At 67.7% G+C, this 16,524-nt stretch carries 19 protein-coding genes; 11 read left to right on the top strand and 8 right to left on the bottom strand.

The features are described from left to right. Nucleotides 1-53 precede the first annotated feature (53 nt). Entirely contained in the window at nt 54-485 is a 432-nt protein-coding gene (locus AC1GI4_RS07080) for a hypothetical protein (protein ID WP_479629069.1), read from the bottom strand. Continuing rightward, on the bottom strand, nt 482-1,243 hold the full coding sequence (locus AC1GI4_RS07085) for a prepilin peptidase (protein ID WP_479629070.1): 762 nt from the start codon (nt 1,241-1,243) through the stop codon (nt 482-484). The genes AC1GI4_RS07080 and AC1GI4_RS07085 overlap by 4 nt, the downstream gene beginning before the upstream one ends. A gap of 96 nt (nt 1,244-1,339) precedes the next feature. On the opposite strand from AC1GI4_RS07085, the gene AC1GI4_RS07090 reads away from it, so the two are divergent. Next, nucleotides 1,340-2,521 carry an acetyl-CoA C-acyltransferase gene (locus AC1GI4_RS07090; protein WP_479629071.1) on the top strand — a complete coding sequence of 394 codons (1,182 nt, stop codon included), beginning with the start codon at nt 1,340-1,342 and terminating at the stop codon, nt 2,519-2,521. Nucleotides 2,522-2,694: 173 nt separating this feature from the next. Here the strand turns inward: AC1GI4_RS07090 and AC1GI4_RS07095 are convergent, their stop codons facing one another. After that, nucleotides 2,695-3,213 carry an SH3 domain-containing protein gene (locus tag AC1GI4_RS07095; RefSeq protein WP_479629072.1) on the bottom strand — a complete coding sequence of 173 codons (519 nt, stop codon included), beginning with the start codon at nt 3,211-3,213 and terminating at the stop codon, nt 2,695-2,697. A gap of 120 nt (nt 3,214-3,333) precedes the next feature. Between AC1GI4_RS07095 and AC1GI4_RS07100 the strand changes: the two genes are divergently transcribed. Further along, complete coding sequence (locus AC1GI4_RS07100; protein ID WP_479629073.1) at nt 3,334-4,332, top strand: 2-hydroxyacid dehydrogenase; 999 nt, start codon at nt 3,334-3,336, stop codon at nt 4,330-4,332. Nucleotides 4,333-4,356: 24 nt separating this feature from the next. Here the strand turns inward: AC1GI4_RS07100 and AC1GI4_RS07105 are convergent, their stop codons facing one another. Continuing rightward, nucleotides 4,357-4,719, bottom strand: coding sequence for a hypothetical protein (locus AC1GI4_RS07105; protein ID WP_433909858.1), 363 nt, complete (start codon nt 4,717-4,719; stop codon nt 4,357-4,359). Nucleotides 4,720-4,875: 156 nt separating this feature from the next. Between AC1GI4_RS07105 and AC1GI4_RS07110 the strand changes: the two genes are divergently transcribed. Next, nucleotides 4,876-5,067 (top strand): hypothetical protein, encoded by a 192-nt coding sequence (locus AC1GI4_RS07110; protein ID WP_294271606.1) that lies wholly within the window; start codon nt 4,876-4,878, stop codon nt 5,065-5,067. Between the two features lie 4 nt (nt 5,068-5,071). Here AC1GI4_RS07110 and AC1GI4_RS07115 read toward each other — a convergent pair whose 3' ends face one another. The 4 genes from AC1GI4_RS07115 to AC1GI4_RS07130 form a co-directional block, all read right to left on the bottom strand. Beyond that, nucleotides 5,072-5,557, bottom strand: a complete 486-nt coding sequence (locus AC1GI4_RS07115; RefSeq protein ID WP_479630370.1) for a hypothetical protein — start codon at nt 5,555-5,557, stop codon at nt 5,072-5,074. A gap of 6 nt (nt 5,558-5,563) precedes the next feature. After that, a complete protein-coding gene (locus AC1GI4_RS07120) occupies nt 5,564-6,967 on the bottom strand; it encodes an NAD(P)H-dependent flavin oxidoreductase (protein WP_294271603.1) in 1,404 nt (467 codons plus the stop codon). A gap of 89 nt (nt 6,968-7,056) precedes the next feature. Next, nucleotides 7,057-8,193 carry a glycosyltransferase family 4 protein gene (locus AC1GI4_RS07125; RefSeq protein ID WP_294271600.1) on the bottom strand — a complete coding sequence of 379 codons (1,137 nt, stop codon included), beginning with the start codon at nt 8,191-8,193 and terminating at the stop codon, nt 7,057-7,059. Nucleotides 8,194-8,382: 189 nt separating this feature from the next. Next, nucleotides 8,383-9,243 carry an alpha/beta fold hydrolase gene (locus AC1GI4_RS07130; protein WP_294271597.1) on the bottom strand — a complete coding sequence of 287 codons (861 nt, stop codon included), beginning with the start codon at nt 9,241-9,243 and terminating at the stop codon, nt 8,383-8,385. A gap of 37 nt (nt 9,244-9,280) precedes the next feature. Here AC1GI4_RS07130 and AC1GI4_RS07135 point away from each other — a divergent pair, with 37 nt between their 5' ends. From AC1GI4_RS07135 to AC1GI4_RS07170, 8 genes are all read left to right on the top strand, one after another. Further along, nucleotides 9,281-10,657, top strand: a complete 1,377-nt coding sequence (locus tag AC1GI4_RS07135) for a protein adenylyltransferase SelO family protein (protein ID WP_294271594.1) — start codon at nt 9,281-9,283, stop codon at nt 10,655-10,657. A gap of 9 nt (nt 10,658-10,666) precedes the next feature. After that, nucleotides 10,667-12,076: a succinylglutamate-semialdehyde dehydrogenase gene (gene astD, locus AC1GI4_RS07140; protein WP_479629074.1), complete on the top strand. Its 1,410-nt coding sequence runs from the start codon at nt 10,667-10,669 to the stop codon at nt 12,074-12,076. A gap of 66 nt (nt 12,077-12,142) precedes the next feature. Beyond that, nucleotides 12,143-12,934 carry a uroporphyrinogen-III C-methyltransferase gene (gene cobA / locus AC1GI4_RS07145; protein WP_294269096.1) on the top strand — a complete coding sequence of 264 codons (792 nt, stop codon included), beginning with the start codon at nt 12,143-12,145 and terminating at the stop codon, nt 12,932-12,934. Next, nucleotides 12,931-13,227: a DUF2849 domain-containing protein gene (locus AC1GI4_RS07150; RefSeq protein ID WP_479629075.1), complete on the top strand. Its 297-nt coding sequence runs from the start codon at nt 12,931-12,933 to the stop codon at nt 13,225-13,227. The genes cobA and AC1GI4_RS07150 overlap by 4 nt, the downstream gene beginning before the upstream one ends. Nucleotides 13,228-13,238: 11 nt before the next feature. Then, the gene (locus AC1GI4_RS07155; RefSeq protein ID WP_479629076.1) at nt 13,239-14,864 is read left to right on the top strand and encodes a nitrite/sulfite reductase; all 1,626 of its coding nucleotides are present in this window, start codon (nt 13,239-13,241) and stop codon (nt 14,862-14,864) included. After that, a complete protein-coding gene (locus AC1GI4_RS07160) occupies nt 14,857-15,315 on the top strand; it encodes a DUF934 domain-containing protein (RefSeq protein ID WP_479629077.1) in 459 nt (152 codons plus the stop codon). Before AC1GI4_RS07155 ends, AC1GI4_RS07160 begins: the two co-directional genes overlap by 8 nt. Continuing rightward, on the top strand, nt 15,308-16,045 hold the full coding sequence (locus AC1GI4_RS07165; protein ID WP_479629078.1) for a phosphoadenylyl-sulfate reductase: 738 nt from the start codon (nt 15,308-15,310) through the stop codon (nt 16,043-16,045). Before AC1GI4_RS07160 ends, AC1GI4_RS07165 begins: the two co-directional genes overlap by 8 nt. Nucleotides 16,046-16,126: 81 nt before the next feature. After that, complete coding sequence (locus AC1GI4_RS07170) at nt 16,127-16,495, top strand: STAS/SEC14 domain-containing protein (protein WP_479629079.1); 369 nt, start codon at nt 16,127-16,129, stop codon at nt 16,493-16,495. The last annotated feature ends 29 nt before the right edge of the window (nt 16,496-16,524 follow it).

Raw genomic sequence — 16,524 nt, forward strand, 5'->3', positions numbered from 1 at the left:
GATCCCCCACTACACCGTAACGCCGACAGAAGCCGTCAGGTTCCCTCGGCCGTTCAGCGGCTGGCGGGCGCGCACCCTATGAGGCCGCCGACGGGGACGATGATCTCATCCTGATTTCCGCGGGTTAGGCGGATACTGGCGTCCGAGACGATCGCCCCGTCCTGCAATGTTTCGCGCTGGGTGATCGTCATGTCGAGCGTCGCAGTGATGCCCGCCCCCGCATAGCGCATCGTACTGGCTAGCCCCAGCGTACCCCCGCCCCCGGCCTCGGCCGCCGCCAGGTCGGTCGGCTTGCCGTCGAGCATGATGCGCAGCCGGGTCGGCTCGACCATCGCGACGAAACGCTGGTCCTGCACCGCCCAGAGATAGGCGGCGCAGCCACGCTGGGGCAGGGTTTGTTTGGGCAGCGCGCCCAGCACCGGGGGCGCGGACGGGGCGGCCTGAACACCGGCAAGCGCCAGTGCGACGACGGACGATAGCATCATGGCGCCATTCCTATCATCAACGCCCAGGCCGGGTAAGCCGCCAGTGCCAGCAACAGTCCCAGCGGCACCATGTCCTGCCCGTTCGCGCGGTGTCCCAGCACATGCCGCACGGCGACGAAGCCCAGTCCGATGACACACGCCGCCAGCAACACGCCCGGCAGCATCCGCCAGCCCAGCCACAATCCGATTGCGCCCATCAGCTTGGGGTCGCCACCGCCCATCCCCTCGCGCCCCCGCCACCGGCGATAGCCCTGGGCGATCGCCCAGAGCGCGCCGAAGCCGACCAATCCGCCGATGATCCGCTCGCCCAGCGACGGCACTTGACCCATCACCCCGGTCGACAGTCCCGCCCCCGCCAGCCACGCGGTCAACCGATCGGGCAACCAGAAGGCAAGCGCATCCAGCGCACCCAACGCCAACAGCGACCAGCCGAACAGCGCCCCCGTCCAGCCGTCCGGTCCGGCGACCCAGCCTGCCGCTACGCCGATCAGGACGGCGATAGCTTCGATGCGCCAATGTACCGGATCGATCGGCTGATGGCACCGCGAACAGCGTCCACGCAGCGCGACGAAGCTGAGAACCGGCACCAGCTCCCACACGCGCAACGTCTTGCCGCAATGGTCGCAGGCCGATCGCCCCGTCAGCACCGAGCGATCGTCGAGCCAGCGCAGCACCAGCGCGGCGACGAACGACCCGATGATCGCCCCCGCCCCGCCATAGATCGCGGCCCATAAAGCCGATGCCGCCCCGAACGTCATGGACCCGCCCCCTACCCCCTTTGCGCGGCCTGAGCAAAAGGCGTAAGGCGCGCACCAAACAACGACATCAAAACAGACCTAATCGGAGAGTATGCCATGACGGACCCCATCGTCATCCTGTCCTATGCCCGCACCCCCATGGGCTCGTTCCAGGGCAGCCTGTCGGACCTGTCCGCGACGCAGCTGGGCGCCGCCGCCGTCAAGGGCGCGGTCGAGCGGGCCGGTGTCGATGCGTCGGCGATCGAGCGCATCTATATGGGCTGCGTCCTCCCCGCCGGGCTCGGCCAGGCGCCCGCACGCCAGGCGGCGATCTTCGCCGGGCTGGGGGAGCATGTCGAGGCGACGACCGTCAACAAGATGTGCGGATCGGGGATGCAGGCCGCGATCATGGCCGCCGAGGCGCTCGCGGCGGGCTCCGCCGACATGATCGTCGCGGGCGGCATGGAGAGCATGACGAACGCTCCCTATCTCAGCCACAAGCATCGCGGCGGCGCGCGTATCGGGCATGACACGCTGTACGATCACATGTTCCTCGACGGACTGGAGGACGCCTATGAGCGCGGCCGCCTGATGGGCCATTTCGCCGAGGAAGCCGCACAGGAATATCAGTTCACGCGCGCCGCCCAGGACGATTTCGCCATCGCCTCGCTGGAGCGCGCCAAGGCGGCGCAGGGCTCGGGCGCGTTCGACCGCGAAATCGTGCCCGTTACGGTCAAGACCCGCAAGGGCGAGGAGACCATCACCCTCGACGAACAGCCCGCCAAGGGCGATCCCGCCAAGATTCCGACGCTGAAACCCGCCTTTGCCAAGGACGGCACGATCACGGCGGCGAACGCCTCGTCCATTTCGGACGGTGCAGCGGCTCTGGTGATGACGCGGGCGAGTGTGGCCGACAAGCTGGGCCTGACGCCGATCGCGCGGGTCGTGGCGCACGCCGCCCATGCCCATGCGCCCGCCCGCTTCACCACCGCGCCGGTCTTCGCGATGCGCAAGGCTCTGGACCGCGCGGGCTGGGCGACCGGCGATGCCGATCTCTACGAGGTGAACGAAGCCTTTGCGGCGGTGGCGATGATCGCGATGCGCGACATGGACCTCTCGCACGACCGGCTGAACATCCATGGCGGCGCCTGCGCGCTGGGCCACCCGATCGGCGCGAGCGGCGCACGGGTGCTGGCGACCCTGTTGTCGGCGCTGGAGACGAAGGGCGCACGACGCGGCGTCGCATCGCTCTGCATCGGCGGCGGCGAAGCCACCGCGATGGCCGTGGAGTTGATGTAAAGGAAGGCTTCCCCCCTCCTCTTTTTACTCCCCTCCCGCAAGCGGGAGGGGTTGGGGGAGGGCACGGAGTCTCACCGAGACCACCGCCCGTGGCCTACCCTCCCCCATCCCCTCCCGCCTGCGGGAGGGACGTGCCGAAAAAGCAACGTCAGGGTTGATTTACCCGTCTCGGCTTACGGCAGCACTTCCCCCGGCTCGACGCCCCAGATCGAGCCGACCGGCACGAACCCCGCCTGCCCCTTCACGTCGAGGCGGCACCAGCCGCCATTGCATTCGCTGATCCGCCCGACCACACCCGGAGCCGCGCGCCACAGGGTCTTGGCTCCGTCATCGGGGGCCGAGCGCATCGGCAGCGGCTCGGTGCCGCGCACGATCGCGGTGCGGGTGTTGCGCAGCAGGACGGCCAGCATCCAGCCCTCCGTCCCGTCAGGGTCCTGAACCTTGCGCCATTCCTTGAACACCGCGATCACCTTCACGGGCAGGTCGGCACGGCGATAGGTCCAGCTGGCGGGATAGCTGCGGGCCGGGCCGGTTCGCATCCGCGCGACCGAGGCGCCGATCGATCCATAATAGGGCAAAGCGCGCTTTTCGGTCGCGGCCTGCGCCGCCGGGACGAACGGCCCCACCGCCAGCGTGCCGGTCGCCAGCGTCGCCGCCCAAATTGCCAGTCCGACCATGGACCTGCGCATCATCTATCCCTTCACCTGCCCGCCCGCGCGATGCTCTACGCCGAGCCGGGGGCCCGCTTCAACCATGTTCGGGCGCGCGATCGCCGGTTGACGGACCCGCAGGCTTGCCGCAATCCGATGGCCATGGTCGATCCGCGCCGCTGCCTGAACCCCAGGGTGGTCGTCACCCGCGAACTCCCCGATCCCGTGATGGAGCGGATGGCCGCGCTGTTCGAGACCGAGTCGAACCCCGCCGACGAAAAGCTGAACCGGGAACAGCTCGCCGCCGCCATGGCCGACTGCGACGTTCTGGTGCCCACCGTCACCGACGCGATCGACGCCGATCTGATCGCCAATGCCGGGCCGCGCCTCAAGCTGATCGCCAATTTCGGCGCGGGCGTGAACCATATTGACCTGAAGGCGGCGCGCGCGCGCGGCATCATCGTCACCAATACGCCGGGCGTCCTGACCGAGGATACCGCCGACATGACCATGGCGCTGATCCTGTCGGTGCCGCGCCGCCTGGCCGAGGGCGAGAAGCTGGTCCGCTCCGGCGCGTGGAGGGGGTGGAGTCCCGGCGGGATGCTTGGCCACCGGATCGGCGGCAAGGCGCTGGGCATCGTCGGCATGGGGCGGATCGGCCAGGCGGTCGCACGGCGGGCGCGCGCGTTCGGCCTGTCGATCCATTACCACAACCGCCGCCGCCTGCCCGCCAGCATCGAGGCGGAGCTGGGCGCGACCTGGCATCACGATCTCGACGCGATGCTGGGCGCGGTCGACATCGTGTCGATCCACACGCCCCTCAACGCCGACAGCCACGATTTGATCGACCGCCGCCGCATCGCCCTGATGCGCCGCCATGTCTATCTCATCAACGCCAGCCGGGGCGGGATCGTCGACGAAGACGCGCTGGTCGAGGCACTGGAGAATGGACGGCTGGCAGGAGCAGGCCTCGACGTGTGGCGGCACGAGCCCGAAATCGATCCGCGCCTTCTGGCCCTCCCCAATGTCGTGCTGACCCCGCACATGGGCTCGGCCACGCTGGAGGGTCGCGTCGCCTCGGGCGAGAAGGTCATCGCCAATATCCGCAGCTGGGCCGACGGCCACCGCCCGCCCGACCAGGTGCTTGAGGGGTGGCTTTAGCGCGTCATTCTCCGCCGGGCGCGTTCACTCGATCCCCTGAACGACGAAGGTGAACCACGCGCCGTCCGCGTGATCGTAGAGCTGGACCAGCTGATCCTCGACCCGGCAGGTGAAGTGGCCGGAGCTGCTGCGATCGAAGCCCTTGGTCTCCCCATCGGCGACTTCCATGTAGATCGCAGCCCCAGTGCCGGTTTCGCGCAGTTCGGGAAGCGTCCCGCCGAACTTCACGTTCCGGTCGCCGTCCAGCCCCTGCAAATGCTCGCCGCGCGCCTCCGCCGCGATGCGACGATGACGGTCCACGGCCTGGTCATAGAGGCCGGCGACCTTCTTGCCGGTCACGAAGGCATGGGACGAGGCGGCGATGATGGCGCGGATGTCTGGTTGCATGGCCGCTGGCCTGACACAGGGCAGGGTGTGGATCAACCTCCCGCCCTTCCCGCCCCAGGACCTGACAGCCCCTTTCCCCATGTCAAAATGTTGCAGAGCGGAACCGTGACGGCGGGACTGCATTCCTCTCCTGTCATTCAAACGGGAGCTACATCGATGAAAAAGCTGGCAATTGCCGCAACCCTCGCCGCAACCGCGCTGTCGATCTCGGCATGTTCGACCCTGAAGGGCGCCGCCATCGGCGGTGCGGGCGGCGCAGGCGTCGCGGCGGCGACGGGCGGCAGCGTCCAGAAGGGCGCAGCGGTTGGCGGCACCGCAGGCGCGGTGGTCGGCACCGTCGCCGATTGACCTATCACGCGGAAGCGGCGGATCGCGCTGCCGCTTCCGCCGATAGCATCGCCTGAATGCGCGGCGCATCCTTCGGCCGCCCGAATAGGCGAAACAGGGCAAGCAGTTCCTGGCGATCGGGCACGAACAGCGCTTCGTCCGCCATCATGATCTGTTGGCGCGTACGAGGTTCGACAGGCTGCCATTGGCCAGAAACCGCGACATGCAAACCGGCCATCACCTCGACCCGAAGCGGCATCACATCCCATTTCGCGAACGTCTTCGAGCGGAACAGATTGTCGGGCGACAATGCGATCGGCTCAATGCCCATATGAGCCAACACGGCATGGGCCAGTTCTGCGTCGATCAGCAGGTCAATGTCATGGACGGGCCCCGCATCGACACCGTGCAGCGCCAAGGCCGCGCTACCGATAATCCACCAGCCGTCGGGAAATGATGCCATCGCCGCCGCGACGCCTCGCAACGTCGCGGAGAGCTCCGGCACCATCATCACGACTTAATCGCCGGTCAGGATACGGTCGACCAGCTGCTTCACGGTCGGCACGAACCCGTTCGAGTAGAAGGGGTCGCGCTTGAAGTTATAGGCTGCGTGCCCTGCGAACATCAGGTTCTGCTCGACATCGCCGCCATGGGCGATCTCCTGGAGCGTCTTCTGGATGCAGAAGCTGCGCGGGTCGGCCAGGCGGCCGGTCGAGTTGGTCTCGCTGTCCGCCCAGCTCGAAAACAGGCACTGCGACAGGCAGCCCATGCAGTCGGCCTGATCCTTGCGGATCTCCTTGGCTTCCTCAGGGGACACGAACACCAAAGTGTTGTCCGGGGTCTTCAGCGCCATGGTAAAGCCCGCGCCGAACCACTCGCGCGCGCGCAGCAGGTCGCCCTTCGTCACCCAGAAATTCTTGCCCTTCACGCCCACGTCGAGCTGGAAGACATGGTCGCCCGCTTCCTGCGTCGAAAAGGCGATCTGGCGTTCGGAGCGCGCTTCCAGATTGCGCAGGAACGGATTGCGTACCGCGCTGGAGTAGAAGCCCGTCGGCGAGAAACGGTGAAGAAGGACATCGCCCTCCTCGATCGTCATCAGCCGCTGCTTCCATTCCTCGGGGATCGGGCTTTCCTGCGTCAGCAGCGGGCGCGTGCCGAACTGGAAGGCGATCTTGCCCAGCTCGGGGTTGTCGATCCAGTTGTTCCAGTCGCGCAGGTACCAGACGCCGCCCGCCATCACGATCGGCACCTCGTCCGAAATCCCGCCCTCGCGCATCGTATCGCGTAGCGCCTTCACGCGCGGATAGGGGTCCTGCGGCTGCAAGGGGTCCTCGGCGTTCGACAGGCCGTTATGGCCACCGGCGAGCCAGGGGTCCTCGTACACGACCGCCGCCAGCCATTCCGACGCCTTGGAATAGGCGCGCTTCCACAGCGCGCGGAAGGCGCGGCCCGAGGACACGATCGGCAGATAGCTGACCTGGTGATGCGCCGCGATCTCAGACAGCTTGTAGGGCATGCCCGCGCCGCAGGTGACGCCCGCGACCAAGCCCTTGGTCCGCGCCAGCACGCCTTCCAGCACCCGCTGCGCGCCGCCCATTTCCCACAGCACGTTGATGTTGATCGCGCCCTTGCCACCGGCAATGTCCCAGGCGCGCTTCACCTGCTGGACCGCGCCCTCGATGGCGTATTCGATCAGTTCCTCATGCCGCTCGCGCCGGGTCAGCGCGCGGTAGATCTGGGGAATGATCTTGCCCTCGGCGTCATAGCTGTCCGCGTTCACCGCCGACACGGTGCCGACCCCGCCCGCCGCCGCCCAGGCACCCGCCGAGGCGTGATTGGTCGCAGCGACGCCCTTCCCGCCTTCGATCAGCGGCCAAACCTCGCGGCCGTTGTACAGGATGGGGCTCAAGCCTTTGAACACGTCATTACCTTGTCTGTCCGAAAGGGTCTCATATAGCGTGTTAGGATCGCTTAGCGAGGGGAATTAACGGCACGCATCCGTACCGGCCTTCAGCCCAGCGCGCCGGGTCGGCCCAATACGCCCTCATACAGCGCCTTGTAGCGCGCGACCATCTGGCTCTGGTCGAACTCGGCGCGCACGCGGGCCTGGTTGGCGGCGCCTGCCTCGGCGCGCAGCTCGGGATGGTTGACCAGGGCCTGGATCACGTCGCGCAGCCGCACCTCGTTGGGCGCATCGGCGATGAACTGGCGGTTGGGCTCGGACACCATCGACGCCACATCGCCCACCGGCAGCGAGGCGATGGGCAGCCCTGCCGCCATCCCCTCCAGCACCGAGATCGGCGCCTGTTCGGACAGCGAGGACAGCGCAACGATGTCGAAATGGCGGATATAGTTATACGGCCGCTCCAGGAAGCCCGGCATGACCAGCCGGTCGGCGATGCCCATGGCGGCGGCCGCCTGCATGATGTTGGCGCGCTCCGGCCCCTCGCCGACGATCACCAGCCGGAAGCGGTTGGGAATGCCGCCCATCGCGCGGACCAGCATCGGCAGATTCTTGACGGTGCGCAGGCCCGCCAATGCACCGACGACGATCTCCTTGGGCTGACGGACGAAGCCCGGAATGCCCTTGGGGTCGGGATCGCGGGCGTAGAGTTTGGTGTCGATGCCGTTGGGAATGCGGTGCACGCGGGTCGCGGGCTGTTTCCAGGTCTGGAGCGCGATCGCCTCCAGGATGTGGCTCGGCACCGCCAGCGCGTCCGCCGCGGACAGGGCGATGCGGCGATAGATGTTGCGCTCGATCTTGAGGCCCCGCGCCTCGTCGGCGTTAAAGCCATCCTCGTGATGGACCAGCGGCGGCGCGCCCTTGGAATATACGCGCCGCGCCATCACCCCGTCGATCGCGCCCCAATTGTACGTCAGCACCAGGTCGAAGCGGCGCATATAGGCCGCGATCGCCTCGTACCGCTTGACCGAGGGCTTGCCGGTCAGCGGCGGGGCACCTTGCGCGATCTCGTAGCGGATGCCCTTGGCGATCGAATCGCGCGCGCCCAATTCGTCGGGCATGGCGGAGACGATGGTGTGCTTCGCGGCATCGCCAAAGGCGTTCATCAGCGCAACCGCGCGCGCCTCCTTCCCGCCCAGCGAAAAGGAGGAATGAAGGTGCAGGATGTTCAGCGGACGGGCCATGGCCGCCGGATTAGCGAGCAGCGGACGGGTTGAAAACCGCTAACGCCATCTTCCTCCCCTGCAAGGGGAGGTGGCAGGCCGAAGGCCTGACGGAGGGGGGCTTCCACAAGCGACTCGCCTAGCGGCACGCCCCCTCCACCATGCTGGCGCATGGTCCCCCTCCCCGTGCCGGGGAGGAATGTGATGGCCCTATCCCGCCACGCGGTCGAGCAAACGCGCGATCCCCGCGATCGCCTCCGGCTCGGTCAGCAGGGGCGTATGGCCGACATTGGGCACCGTCACCAGCTCCGACGGGGACAGGCGCTCGACCATCCGCTCGGCGACGCTGGCGCTCAGGATATCCGACCGCTCGCCGCGCACCACCAGCGTCGGCACGCCGTTCAATGCGTCGAGCGCCGACCACATGTCCGGCCCGCCCTCGGTATTGGGCACGCGGAACGGCTCGGCGATCTTCAGGTCGTAATCGAGCACGATCCGCCCCGCGCTGGTCAGCCGGTGCGTGCGCTTGGCCATGGCCAGCCAGTCCTCGACCCCCCAGCCGGGATAGACGTCCTCGTTATTCTCCTGGACGCAGCGCGCGGCGTGCAGCCAGGTGGGAAAGCTCTGCCCCTTGCCGACATAGCCGCGGATGCGCGCCAGCCCCGCCGCCTCGATCTCCGGCCCGATATCGTTCAGCACCGCGCCAGCCAGCCGCCCGCGCGCGGTCGCCGCCAGCACCATCGTCACGATCCCGCCCAGCGAGGTGCCGACCGCCACGAACCGGCCGATGCCGAATTCGTCGAGCATCGCCTCGACATCCTGGACATAGGTGAGCGGCACATAGCTCATCGGATCCTTGGCATAGGCGCTTTCGCCCCGCCCCCGGAAACTGACCGCGATGACCCGCGCCCGGCCCGCCAGCGCCTCGGCCAGCCCCTCGAAATCGCGGGCATTGCGGGTCAGGCCGGGCAGGCAGATGACGGGGGGCAGCGCATCGCTTCCGGCATAATCCCGTGCGTGGAGCCGCAGGCCGTCCTTCGACCACCAATAACGATTCTCATACGCCGTCATGCTTGAAGGTCCTCCGGTGCCGCCTCCATATCGCGGTATGCCCCTATCCCCGCAAGCCTATCGCCCCGCGTCCGCCCTGACCGAGATCGCCGACTTCATCGCCGACCCCGTCGCGCCCGCCGATTTCCCGCAGACGATCATCCGCTTCCGCAACGACCAGACGGCGGCGGAGATCGGGCTGGAGACGCTGACCGATGCGGAATGGGCCGCGCATCTTGGCCGGTTCCAGCCCTTGCCCGACACGCTGCCGGGGCCGTTCGCGATGCGTTATCACGGACATCAGTTCCGCCATTACAATTCGGACCTGGGCGACGGGCGCGGCTTCACCTTCGCGCAGATGACGGCGCGTGACGGCCGGTTGCTCGAACTCGGCACCAAAGGTTCCGGGCAGACGCCCTATAGCCGCTCCGGCGACGGTCGCCTGACCCTGAAGGGCGGGGTCCGCGAAATCCTGGCGACCGAGATGCTGGAGGCGCTGAACGTCCCCACCTCGCGCACCCTGTCGATCATCGAGACGGGCGAGGCGCTGCACCGGGGCGACGAGCCCTCCCCCACCCGCTCGGCGGTGATGGTGCGGATGAGCCACGGCCATATCCGTATCGGCAGTTTCCAGCGCCTCGCCTTCGAGCGTGACGAGGCGGGGATGAAGCGGCTGGTCGCATACGTCCTCCGCCATTTCTACGGCGAGGATTCGGACGATCCCGTCCGGCTGCTGACGCTGGTCGCACAACGCACGGCGACGCTGGCGGCGCGCTACATGGCCGCCGGGTTCGTCCACGGCGTGCTCAATTCGGACAATATCAATGTCACCGGCGAGAGCTTCGACTATGGCCCGTGGCGCTTCGCACCGACCTGGGACCCCGAATTCACCGCCGCCTATTTCGACCATAGCGGCCTCTACGCGCTCGCCCGCCAGCCCGAGGCGATCCAGTGGGACGTGATGCAGCTCGCCTCCAGCCTGCGCCTGATCGCCGAGAGCGATCCGCTGATCGCCGCGCTGGAGGGCTTCGCCACCACCTATCAGACGGAGATCGTGACCGCGATCCTCTGGCGGCTGGGGCTGGCCCCGCGCGGCGGGACCGAGGACCGCGCGCTCGTCCAGACCTTCGAACGCGCACTGCGGGAGAGCCAGGCCAGCCTCGACCGCACCTATTTCGACCTGTTCGGCGGGCGGGTGCCGGATCATTACGACGAAAGCTGGAATGCCCTGCGCGACCTGATCGAGCCCTATGCGCCGCGCCGCGCCCGCGACGACGCCTATTGGCAGGGGGAGCCGGAATCCATGCTGATCGACGAGGTCGAGGCGATCTGGGCGCCGATCGCCGAGCGCGACGACTGGACCCTACTGCACAACAAGGTAGCGCGGGTGCGCGCCATGGGCCGCGCGCTTGCCGACCCGGTTTCGGCGGCCTAGCTTCCCGCCATGACCCGATTCCTGTCGACCTACGAACCCGCCACGGCCGTCCTGATCGCCGAGCTGTCCATCGGCGATGCCGACCAGGAGGTCGCCGCCGCACGCGCGGCATGGCCCGACTGGGCGACGACGCCCCTGTCCGAGCGGATCGACACGCTGCGCCGCTTCGCCGAGATCGTGCGGGACCGGACAGCGGCGTTCGCCGACCTGATCGCGCGCGAAACCGGCAAGCCGCTCTGGGAAGCCAGGACCGAGGTCGACACCGTGATCGCCAAGGTCGCCATCTCGATCACCGCGCAAGCCGAGCGCGCGGGCGAGCGGTCTACCGATCAGCCGGGTGGCGGGCGCATGGCCTTGCGTCACCGGCCGCACGGCGTGCTGGCGGTGCTGGGGCCGTATAATTTCCCCGCACACTTGCCCAACGGCCATATCGTGCCCGCGCTGCTTGCCGGGAATACGGTGGTGTTCAAGCCGTCGGAAAAGACCCCCGCAACGGGCCAGTTCCTGGTCGAATGCTATCATGCGGCGGGGGTGCCCGAGGGGGTCGTCCGGCTACTGATCGGCGGGCCGGACCAGGGGCGTGCGCTGGCCGGGCATGACGATATCGACGGGCTGCTCTTCACCGGCTCGGCGCCCACTGGCCTGGCGCTCAACCGCCAGTTCGCCGAGCGGCCGGAGAAGATCCTGGCACTCGAGATGGGGGGCAACAACCCGATCATCGTCTGGGACGATCCCGATCTCGACGCCGCCGCCACGCTGATCGTCCAGTCGGCCTATACGACGGCCGGGCAACGCTGCACCGCCGGGCGGCGGCTGATCGTCGAGGACCGGCTGTTCGATCCGCTGATGGCGGCGCTGACCCGTCTCACCGACCGGCTGATCGTCGGCGCCCCCCACGACGCGCCTGCGCCGTTCATGGGGCCGGTGATCGACAATGAGGCGGCCGAGCATTTGCTCTCGCGGGTCGAAGCGTTGGTCGCGAGCGGCGCAAAGGTCGTCCGTCCGCTGGAGCGCGTCGCACCGGACTTGCCGTTGCTGACGCCCGCTATCCTCGACGTCGGCGCCGTCGCCGAGCGCCCCGACGACGAACTGTTCGGCCCGGCCCTACAGGTCTCCCGCGCCACCGACTTCGCGGATGCGATCGAACAGGCCAACGCCACGCGCTACGGCCTGTCGGCCTCGCTGATCTCGCCTTCGCGCGAGCGTTACGAGCAGTTCTGGACCGGCATCCGGGCGGGGATCGTCAACTGGAACCGCCCGACCAACGGCGCGGCCTCCAGCGCACCGTTCGGCGGCATCGGCTGGTCGGGCAACCACCGCCCCAGCGCCTATTACGCCGCCGATTACTGCGCCTATCCTGTCGCCAGCGCGGAAAGCGAAAGCGCCGCCGCCACGATCCCGATCGGCCTGCGCGCATAGCTGATCTACCCCCGCCCCAAGCATCGCTCGGTTGTGGCAGATGCGCGGAGGGATCATCTGGAGAATATGGCTAGTCTTCTCGATCCCACCGCGCGGGGGCGCGTGATCCTGGTTGGTGCAGGCCCCGGTGATCCGGGCCTGTTGACCGTGCGCGCGGTCGAGGCTTTGAAGACCGCCGATGTCCTGGTCCATGACGGGCTGATCGACCCGCGCGTCCTCGACCTCGCGCCGCCTGAGGCGCAGCGCATCTCGGTCGCCAAGCGCCGCGCGCGGCATACCCTGTCGCAGGAGGCGATCAACGCGCTGATCGTCGCGCATGTGAAGACCGGGGCGATCGTCGTGCGGCTGAAGGGCGGCGATCCGTTCATCTTCGGGCGCGGCGGCGAAGAGGTGGAGGCGGTACGTGCCGCCGGGCTCCCCGTCGAAGTGATCCCCGGCGTGTCGGCCGCACTCGGCTGCGCGGCAGAGGCGATGCTACCGCTGACCCATCGCGATCATAGCTCGGCCGTGTCCTTCGTCGCAGGGCAATGCAAGGGGCTGACCGATCAGGACTGGTCGGGGCTGGCGGGCCAAGGGCGCACGCTCGTCATCTATATGGGCGTCGCGACCGCCAACGGCATCGCCGACAAGCTGATGGCGGACGGTGTCGCCCCCGACATGCCGGTCGCCGTGCTGGAGCGCGGCACGCTGGAGGGCCACCGCGCGATCCGCACCCTGCTCGCCGATCTCGGCCCGATGGTCGAGCGCGAGGCGGTGCAGAGCCCGGCGATCATCGTCGTCGGCGAAGTCGTGACCCTGTCGGATGCCGAAGACAAGCTGGCGCGTTGGGCCCGCGTGGCGGAAGGAATGAGCGCATGAAGCTGTTGACGGGCAATGACTTGAGCACCGGCGACGTCGTCTGGTGGACGGGGAGCGACTGGTCGCGCCATGTCGAGGACGCGGTCGATGTCGGCAGCCAGGGTGAGGCGATCCTGCGTGTCGAGGAAGGCGCGCGCCGGGTCAACGTGCCCTATCTGCTCGACGCCGAGGCGACCGAACAAGGCCCCCGCCCCGCCCATATCAAGGACCGCATTCGCGCGCTCGGCCCCACGGTGCGCCCCGACCTGACGCTGAAGCCCGCCGATGCGGATGCCGGCGCCTGGGTCATCTGAGAAAGCCATTCATGTATCGCTATGACGAATATGACCAGAGCATCGTCGATGCCCGTGTCGAGGAATTTCGCGACCAGGTGGAGCGCCGCCTGTCGGGTGCGCTGACCGAGGATCAGTTCAAGCCGCTCAGGCTGATGAACGGCCTCTATCTTCAGCTGCACGCCTATATGCTGCGCGTCGCGGTGCCTTATGGCACGCTCGACAGCCGCCAGATGCGGATGCTCGGCCATATCGCGCGCAAATATGATCGCGGCTACGGCCATTTCACCACGCGCCAGAACATCCAGTATAACTGGATCAAGCTGGCCGATGCGCCCGACATCCTGGCCGAGCTGGCGACCGTCCAGATGCACGCCATCCAGACGTCGGGCAATTGCATCCGCAACATCTCGTCGGACCAGTTCGCCGGAGCCGCCGCCGACGAGGTCGCCGATCCGCGCCCCTGGGCCGAGCTGCTGCGGCAGTGGTCGACCTTCCACCCGGAATTCACCTATCTGCCGCGCAAGTTCAAGATCGCGGTGATCGCCGCAGATGAGGACCGGGCGGCGATGCGGCTGCACGATATCGGTATCCAGCTGCTGACGCGCGACGGTGTGCTGGGCGCGAAGATTTTCGTCGGCGGCGGCATGGGCCGTACGCCGATGATCGCGCATGAGGTGAAGGACTTCATCACCGCCGACCATCTGATGAGCTATCTGGAGGCGTGCCTGCGGGTCTATAACCGCTATGGCCGCCGCGATAATATCTACAAGGCGCGGATCAAGATCCTGCTCCATGAGATCGGCGTCGATGCCTATCGCGATCAGGTGGAGGCGGAGTTCGCCGCGATCCGCGATCTGGGCATCGACCCGCCGCTCGCCGAGCTGGAGCGGATTACCGCCATGTTCGCCGGGCCCGACTTCGCCACCGATGCGCCCGACACGGTCGACCGCTCCGACCCCGATTTCGCGGTCTGGCTCGACCAGAATGTCTCAGCCCACAAACAGCCCGGCCATGCCATCGTCACGATCAGCCTGAAGCCGATCGGCGGCATCCCCGGCGACGCCTCGGCCGACCAGATCGACCTGATGGCCGACCTTGCCGAGCGTTACGGCCATGACGAGCTGCGCGTCACCCACGCGCAGAACATCGTCCTGCCGCATGTCCGCAAGGCCGATCTCTACGCCATCTGGACCGCGCTTCGCGAGGCGGGGCTGGCCGAGGCGAATCTCGACCTGATCTCGGACATCATCGCCTGCCCCGGGCTGGACTATTGCAGCCTGGCAAATGCCCGCTCGATCCCGCTGGCGCAGAAGATCGGCGAGCGCTTCGCCGGGCGGCAGCGTGAGCTGGGCGAGTTGAAGCTGAAGATTTCGGGCTGCATCAACGCCTGCGGCCATCACCATGCCGGGCATATCGGCATATTGGGCGTCGATAAGAAGGGCACCGAGAATTACCAGCTGCTGCTCGGCGGATCGGGGGCGGAGGACGTGTCGCTGGGCAAGATCACCGGCCCCGGTTTCGACGAGGACGGCGTGGTCGACGCGATCGAGCGCGTGACCGATCGTTACGTCGAACTGCGCGAGCGCGGCGAGCGTTTCCTCGACACCTATCGCCGCGTCGGCATGCAGCCGTTCAAGGAAGCCATTTATGGTTGACCCCATCACCATCAACACCCATGCGGGCGCGACGCTGCTGCGATTCCGCGACGATGTGGTGCATGACGAACCGGCGGTGACGCTGGACGCCTTTCTGGGCCAGACCAACGCCACCGCCGTCCGGCTGGAGGCGGGGGACGATGCGCGCGAACTCCTGCCGCATCTGGGCCAGATCGCATTGGTCGAGATCAGCTTCCCGACCTTTCGTGACGGACGCGGCTATTCGGCAGCGCGCATCCTGCGCGAAGCAGGGTTCGAGGGCGAGCTGCGCGCGGCGGGCGACGTGCTGGTCGACCAGATCCCGCCCATGCGCCGCTGCGGCTTCGACAGCTTCGCGCCGGAAAAGCCGGTCGATGCGGCGACGCTGACCAAGCTGCTGGCGCTCTACCCCCAGCCCTACCAAAAGGCCGCTGATGCGCGCGTGCCGGTGTGGAAGCTGCGCCATGGCTGAGCGCGCGCTCGACCGGATCGACGTTCGGCCGGCTTATACCGCTGAAGACGCCGCCGCGTATGAGGCGCGTTTTGCGGGCGTGCCCGCGCCGGAGATGCTGCGCACCCTGCTGACCGGCGAACTGCATGGCCAGATCGCGGCGGTGTCGTCCTTCGGCACCGAGTCCGCCGTGCTGCTCCACATGGTCGCAAGCGCCGATCCGGCGACGCCGGTGGTCTTCACCGATACGCTGAAGATGTTTCCCGAGACGCTGGCGTACCGCGACACGCTGGTCGAACGGCTGGGTCTGCTGGACGTCCGCGTGATCCAGCCCTATCCCGCCCTGCTGGCCGCAAAAGACCCGGAGGGCATCCGTCACGGCTACGACCCCGATGGCTGCTGCGACTTGCGCAAGGTCGAGCCGCTGGCGCGCGGCCTCGCCCCGTTCGAGGCGTGGATTTCCGGCCGCAAGGGCTTTCAGGCCGGTACTCGCCGCGCCCTGCCCCGCTTCGAGGTCGAGGATGGCCGATTGAAGCTCAACCCGCTGGCAGACTGGGACAAGGCGGCGCTGGACGGCTATTTCGCCACGCACGACCTGCCGCGCCATCCGCTGGAGGCCGAAGGCTATCTCTCGATCGGCTGCGCGCCCTGCACCAGCAAGGTCAAGCCCGGCGAAGATCCCCGCGCAGGCCGCTGGCGCGGGTTCGACAAGGTGGAATGCGGGATACACCGGTCTGTTTCGGCAGGCTGAAGGGGGCCACGCCCAACTTCCGCTTCATCCTGTCTTAACCGCGCCGCGACAGAAGGCGCCTGGCAGGATGAGGGATCACCCATGTACAAAGTCACAGTCGACCTGAAATGCGGTTATTTCGAGGTTACGACCCACGGGTTTTGGACCCTGGACACCATGGCCGACTTCGCCCGCGAGCTGGAACAGACCGTCCACCGCATCCGTGCCACCGGCCGCACCCCGGTCAGCCTGTGCGATCTGTCCAACGCGATGGTGCAGAGCCAGGAAGTCGTCGCGGCCTTCGTCCAGATGATGGAAAGCCCGGCCGTCCGCTCGGGTCGTGTCGCGGTCTATACCTCGGGCGCGCTTACCAAGTTGCAGGCGGAGCGGGCGAACCAGGACCACGACGAATTCCGGTTCTTCACCGACAAGGACGAAGCCCGCGCCTGGCTGCTCGCGCCGACAAGGTAAGGTTGGGGTGCATCCGCTCACATACCCCT

Source organism: Sphingomonas sp. 77B (assembly GCF_056497825.1).

Coding starts and splice junctions, on each gene's coding strand:
- AC1GI4_RS07135 (WP_294271594.1), top strand. CDS start 9,281: ATGCCCCTATCCCCGCAAGCCTATCGCCCCGCGTCCGCCCTGACCGAG.
- AC1GI4_RS07085 (WP_479629070.1), bottom strand. CDS start 1,243: ATGACGTTCGGGGCGGCATCGGCTTTATGGGCCGCGATCTATGGCGGG.
- AC1GI4_RS07100 (WP_479629073.1), top strand. CDS start 3,334: ATGGTCGATCCGCGCCGCTGCCTGAACCCCAGGGTGGTCGTCACCCGC.
- AC1GI4_RS07110 (WP_294271606.1), top strand. CDS start 4,876: ATGAAAAAGCTGGCAATTGCCGCAACCCTCGCCGCAACCGCGCTGTCG.
- AC1GI4_RS07115 (WP_479630370.1), bottom strand. CDS start 5,557: ATGATGGTGCCGGAGCTCTCCGCGACGTTGCGAGGCGTCGCGGCGGCG.
- AC1GI4_RS07165 (WP_479629078.1), top strand. CDS start 15,308: ATGGCTGAGCGCGCGCTCGACCGGATCGACGTTCGGCCGGCTTATACC.
- AC1GI4_RS07160 (WP_479629077.1), top strand. CDS start 14,857: ATGGTTGACCCCATCACCATCAACACCCATGCGGGCGCGACGCTGCTG.
- AC1GI4_RS07125 (WP_294271600.1), bottom strand. CDS start 8,193: ATGGCCCGTCCGCTGAACATCCTGCACCTTCATTCCTCCTTTTCGCTG.
- AC1GI4_RS07080 (WP_479629069.1), bottom strand. CDS start 485: ATGATGCTATCGTCCGTCGTCGCACTGGCGCTTGCCGGTGTTCAGGCC.
- AC1GI4_RS07170 (WP_479629079.1), top strand. CDS start 16,127: ATGTACAAAGTCACAGTCGACCTGAAATGCGGTTATTTCGAGGTTACG.
- astD (WP_479629074.1), top strand. CDS start 10,667: ATGACCCGATTCCTGTCGACCTACGAACCCGCCACGGCCGTCCTGATC.
- AC1GI4_RS07150 (WP_479629075.1), top strand. CDS start 12,931: ATGAAGCTGTTGACGGGCAATGACTTGAGCACCGGCGACGTCGTCTGG.
- AC1GI4_RS07090 (WP_479629071.1), top strand. CDS start 1,340: ATGACGGACCCCATCGTCATCCTGTCCTATGCCCGCACCCCCATGGGC.
- cobA (WP_294269096.1), top strand. CDS start 12,143: ATGGCTAGTCTTCTCGATCCCACCGCGCGGGGGCGCGTGATCCTGGTT.
- AC1GI4_RS07095 (WP_479629072.1), bottom strand. CDS start 3,213: ATGATGCGCAGGTCCATGGTCGGACTGGCAATTTGGGCGGCGACGCTG.
- AC1GI4_RS07130 (WP_294271597.1), bottom strand. CDS start 9,243: ATGACGGCGTATGAGAATCGTTATTGGTGGTCGAAGGACGGCCTGCGG.
- AC1GI4_RS07155 (WP_479629076.1), top strand. CDS start 13,239: ATGTATCGCTATGACGAATATGACCAGAGCATCGTCGATGCCCGTGTC.
- AC1GI4_RS07105 (WP_433909858.1), bottom strand. CDS start 4,719: ATGCAACCAGACATCCGCGCCATCATCGCCGCCTCGTCCCATGCCTTC.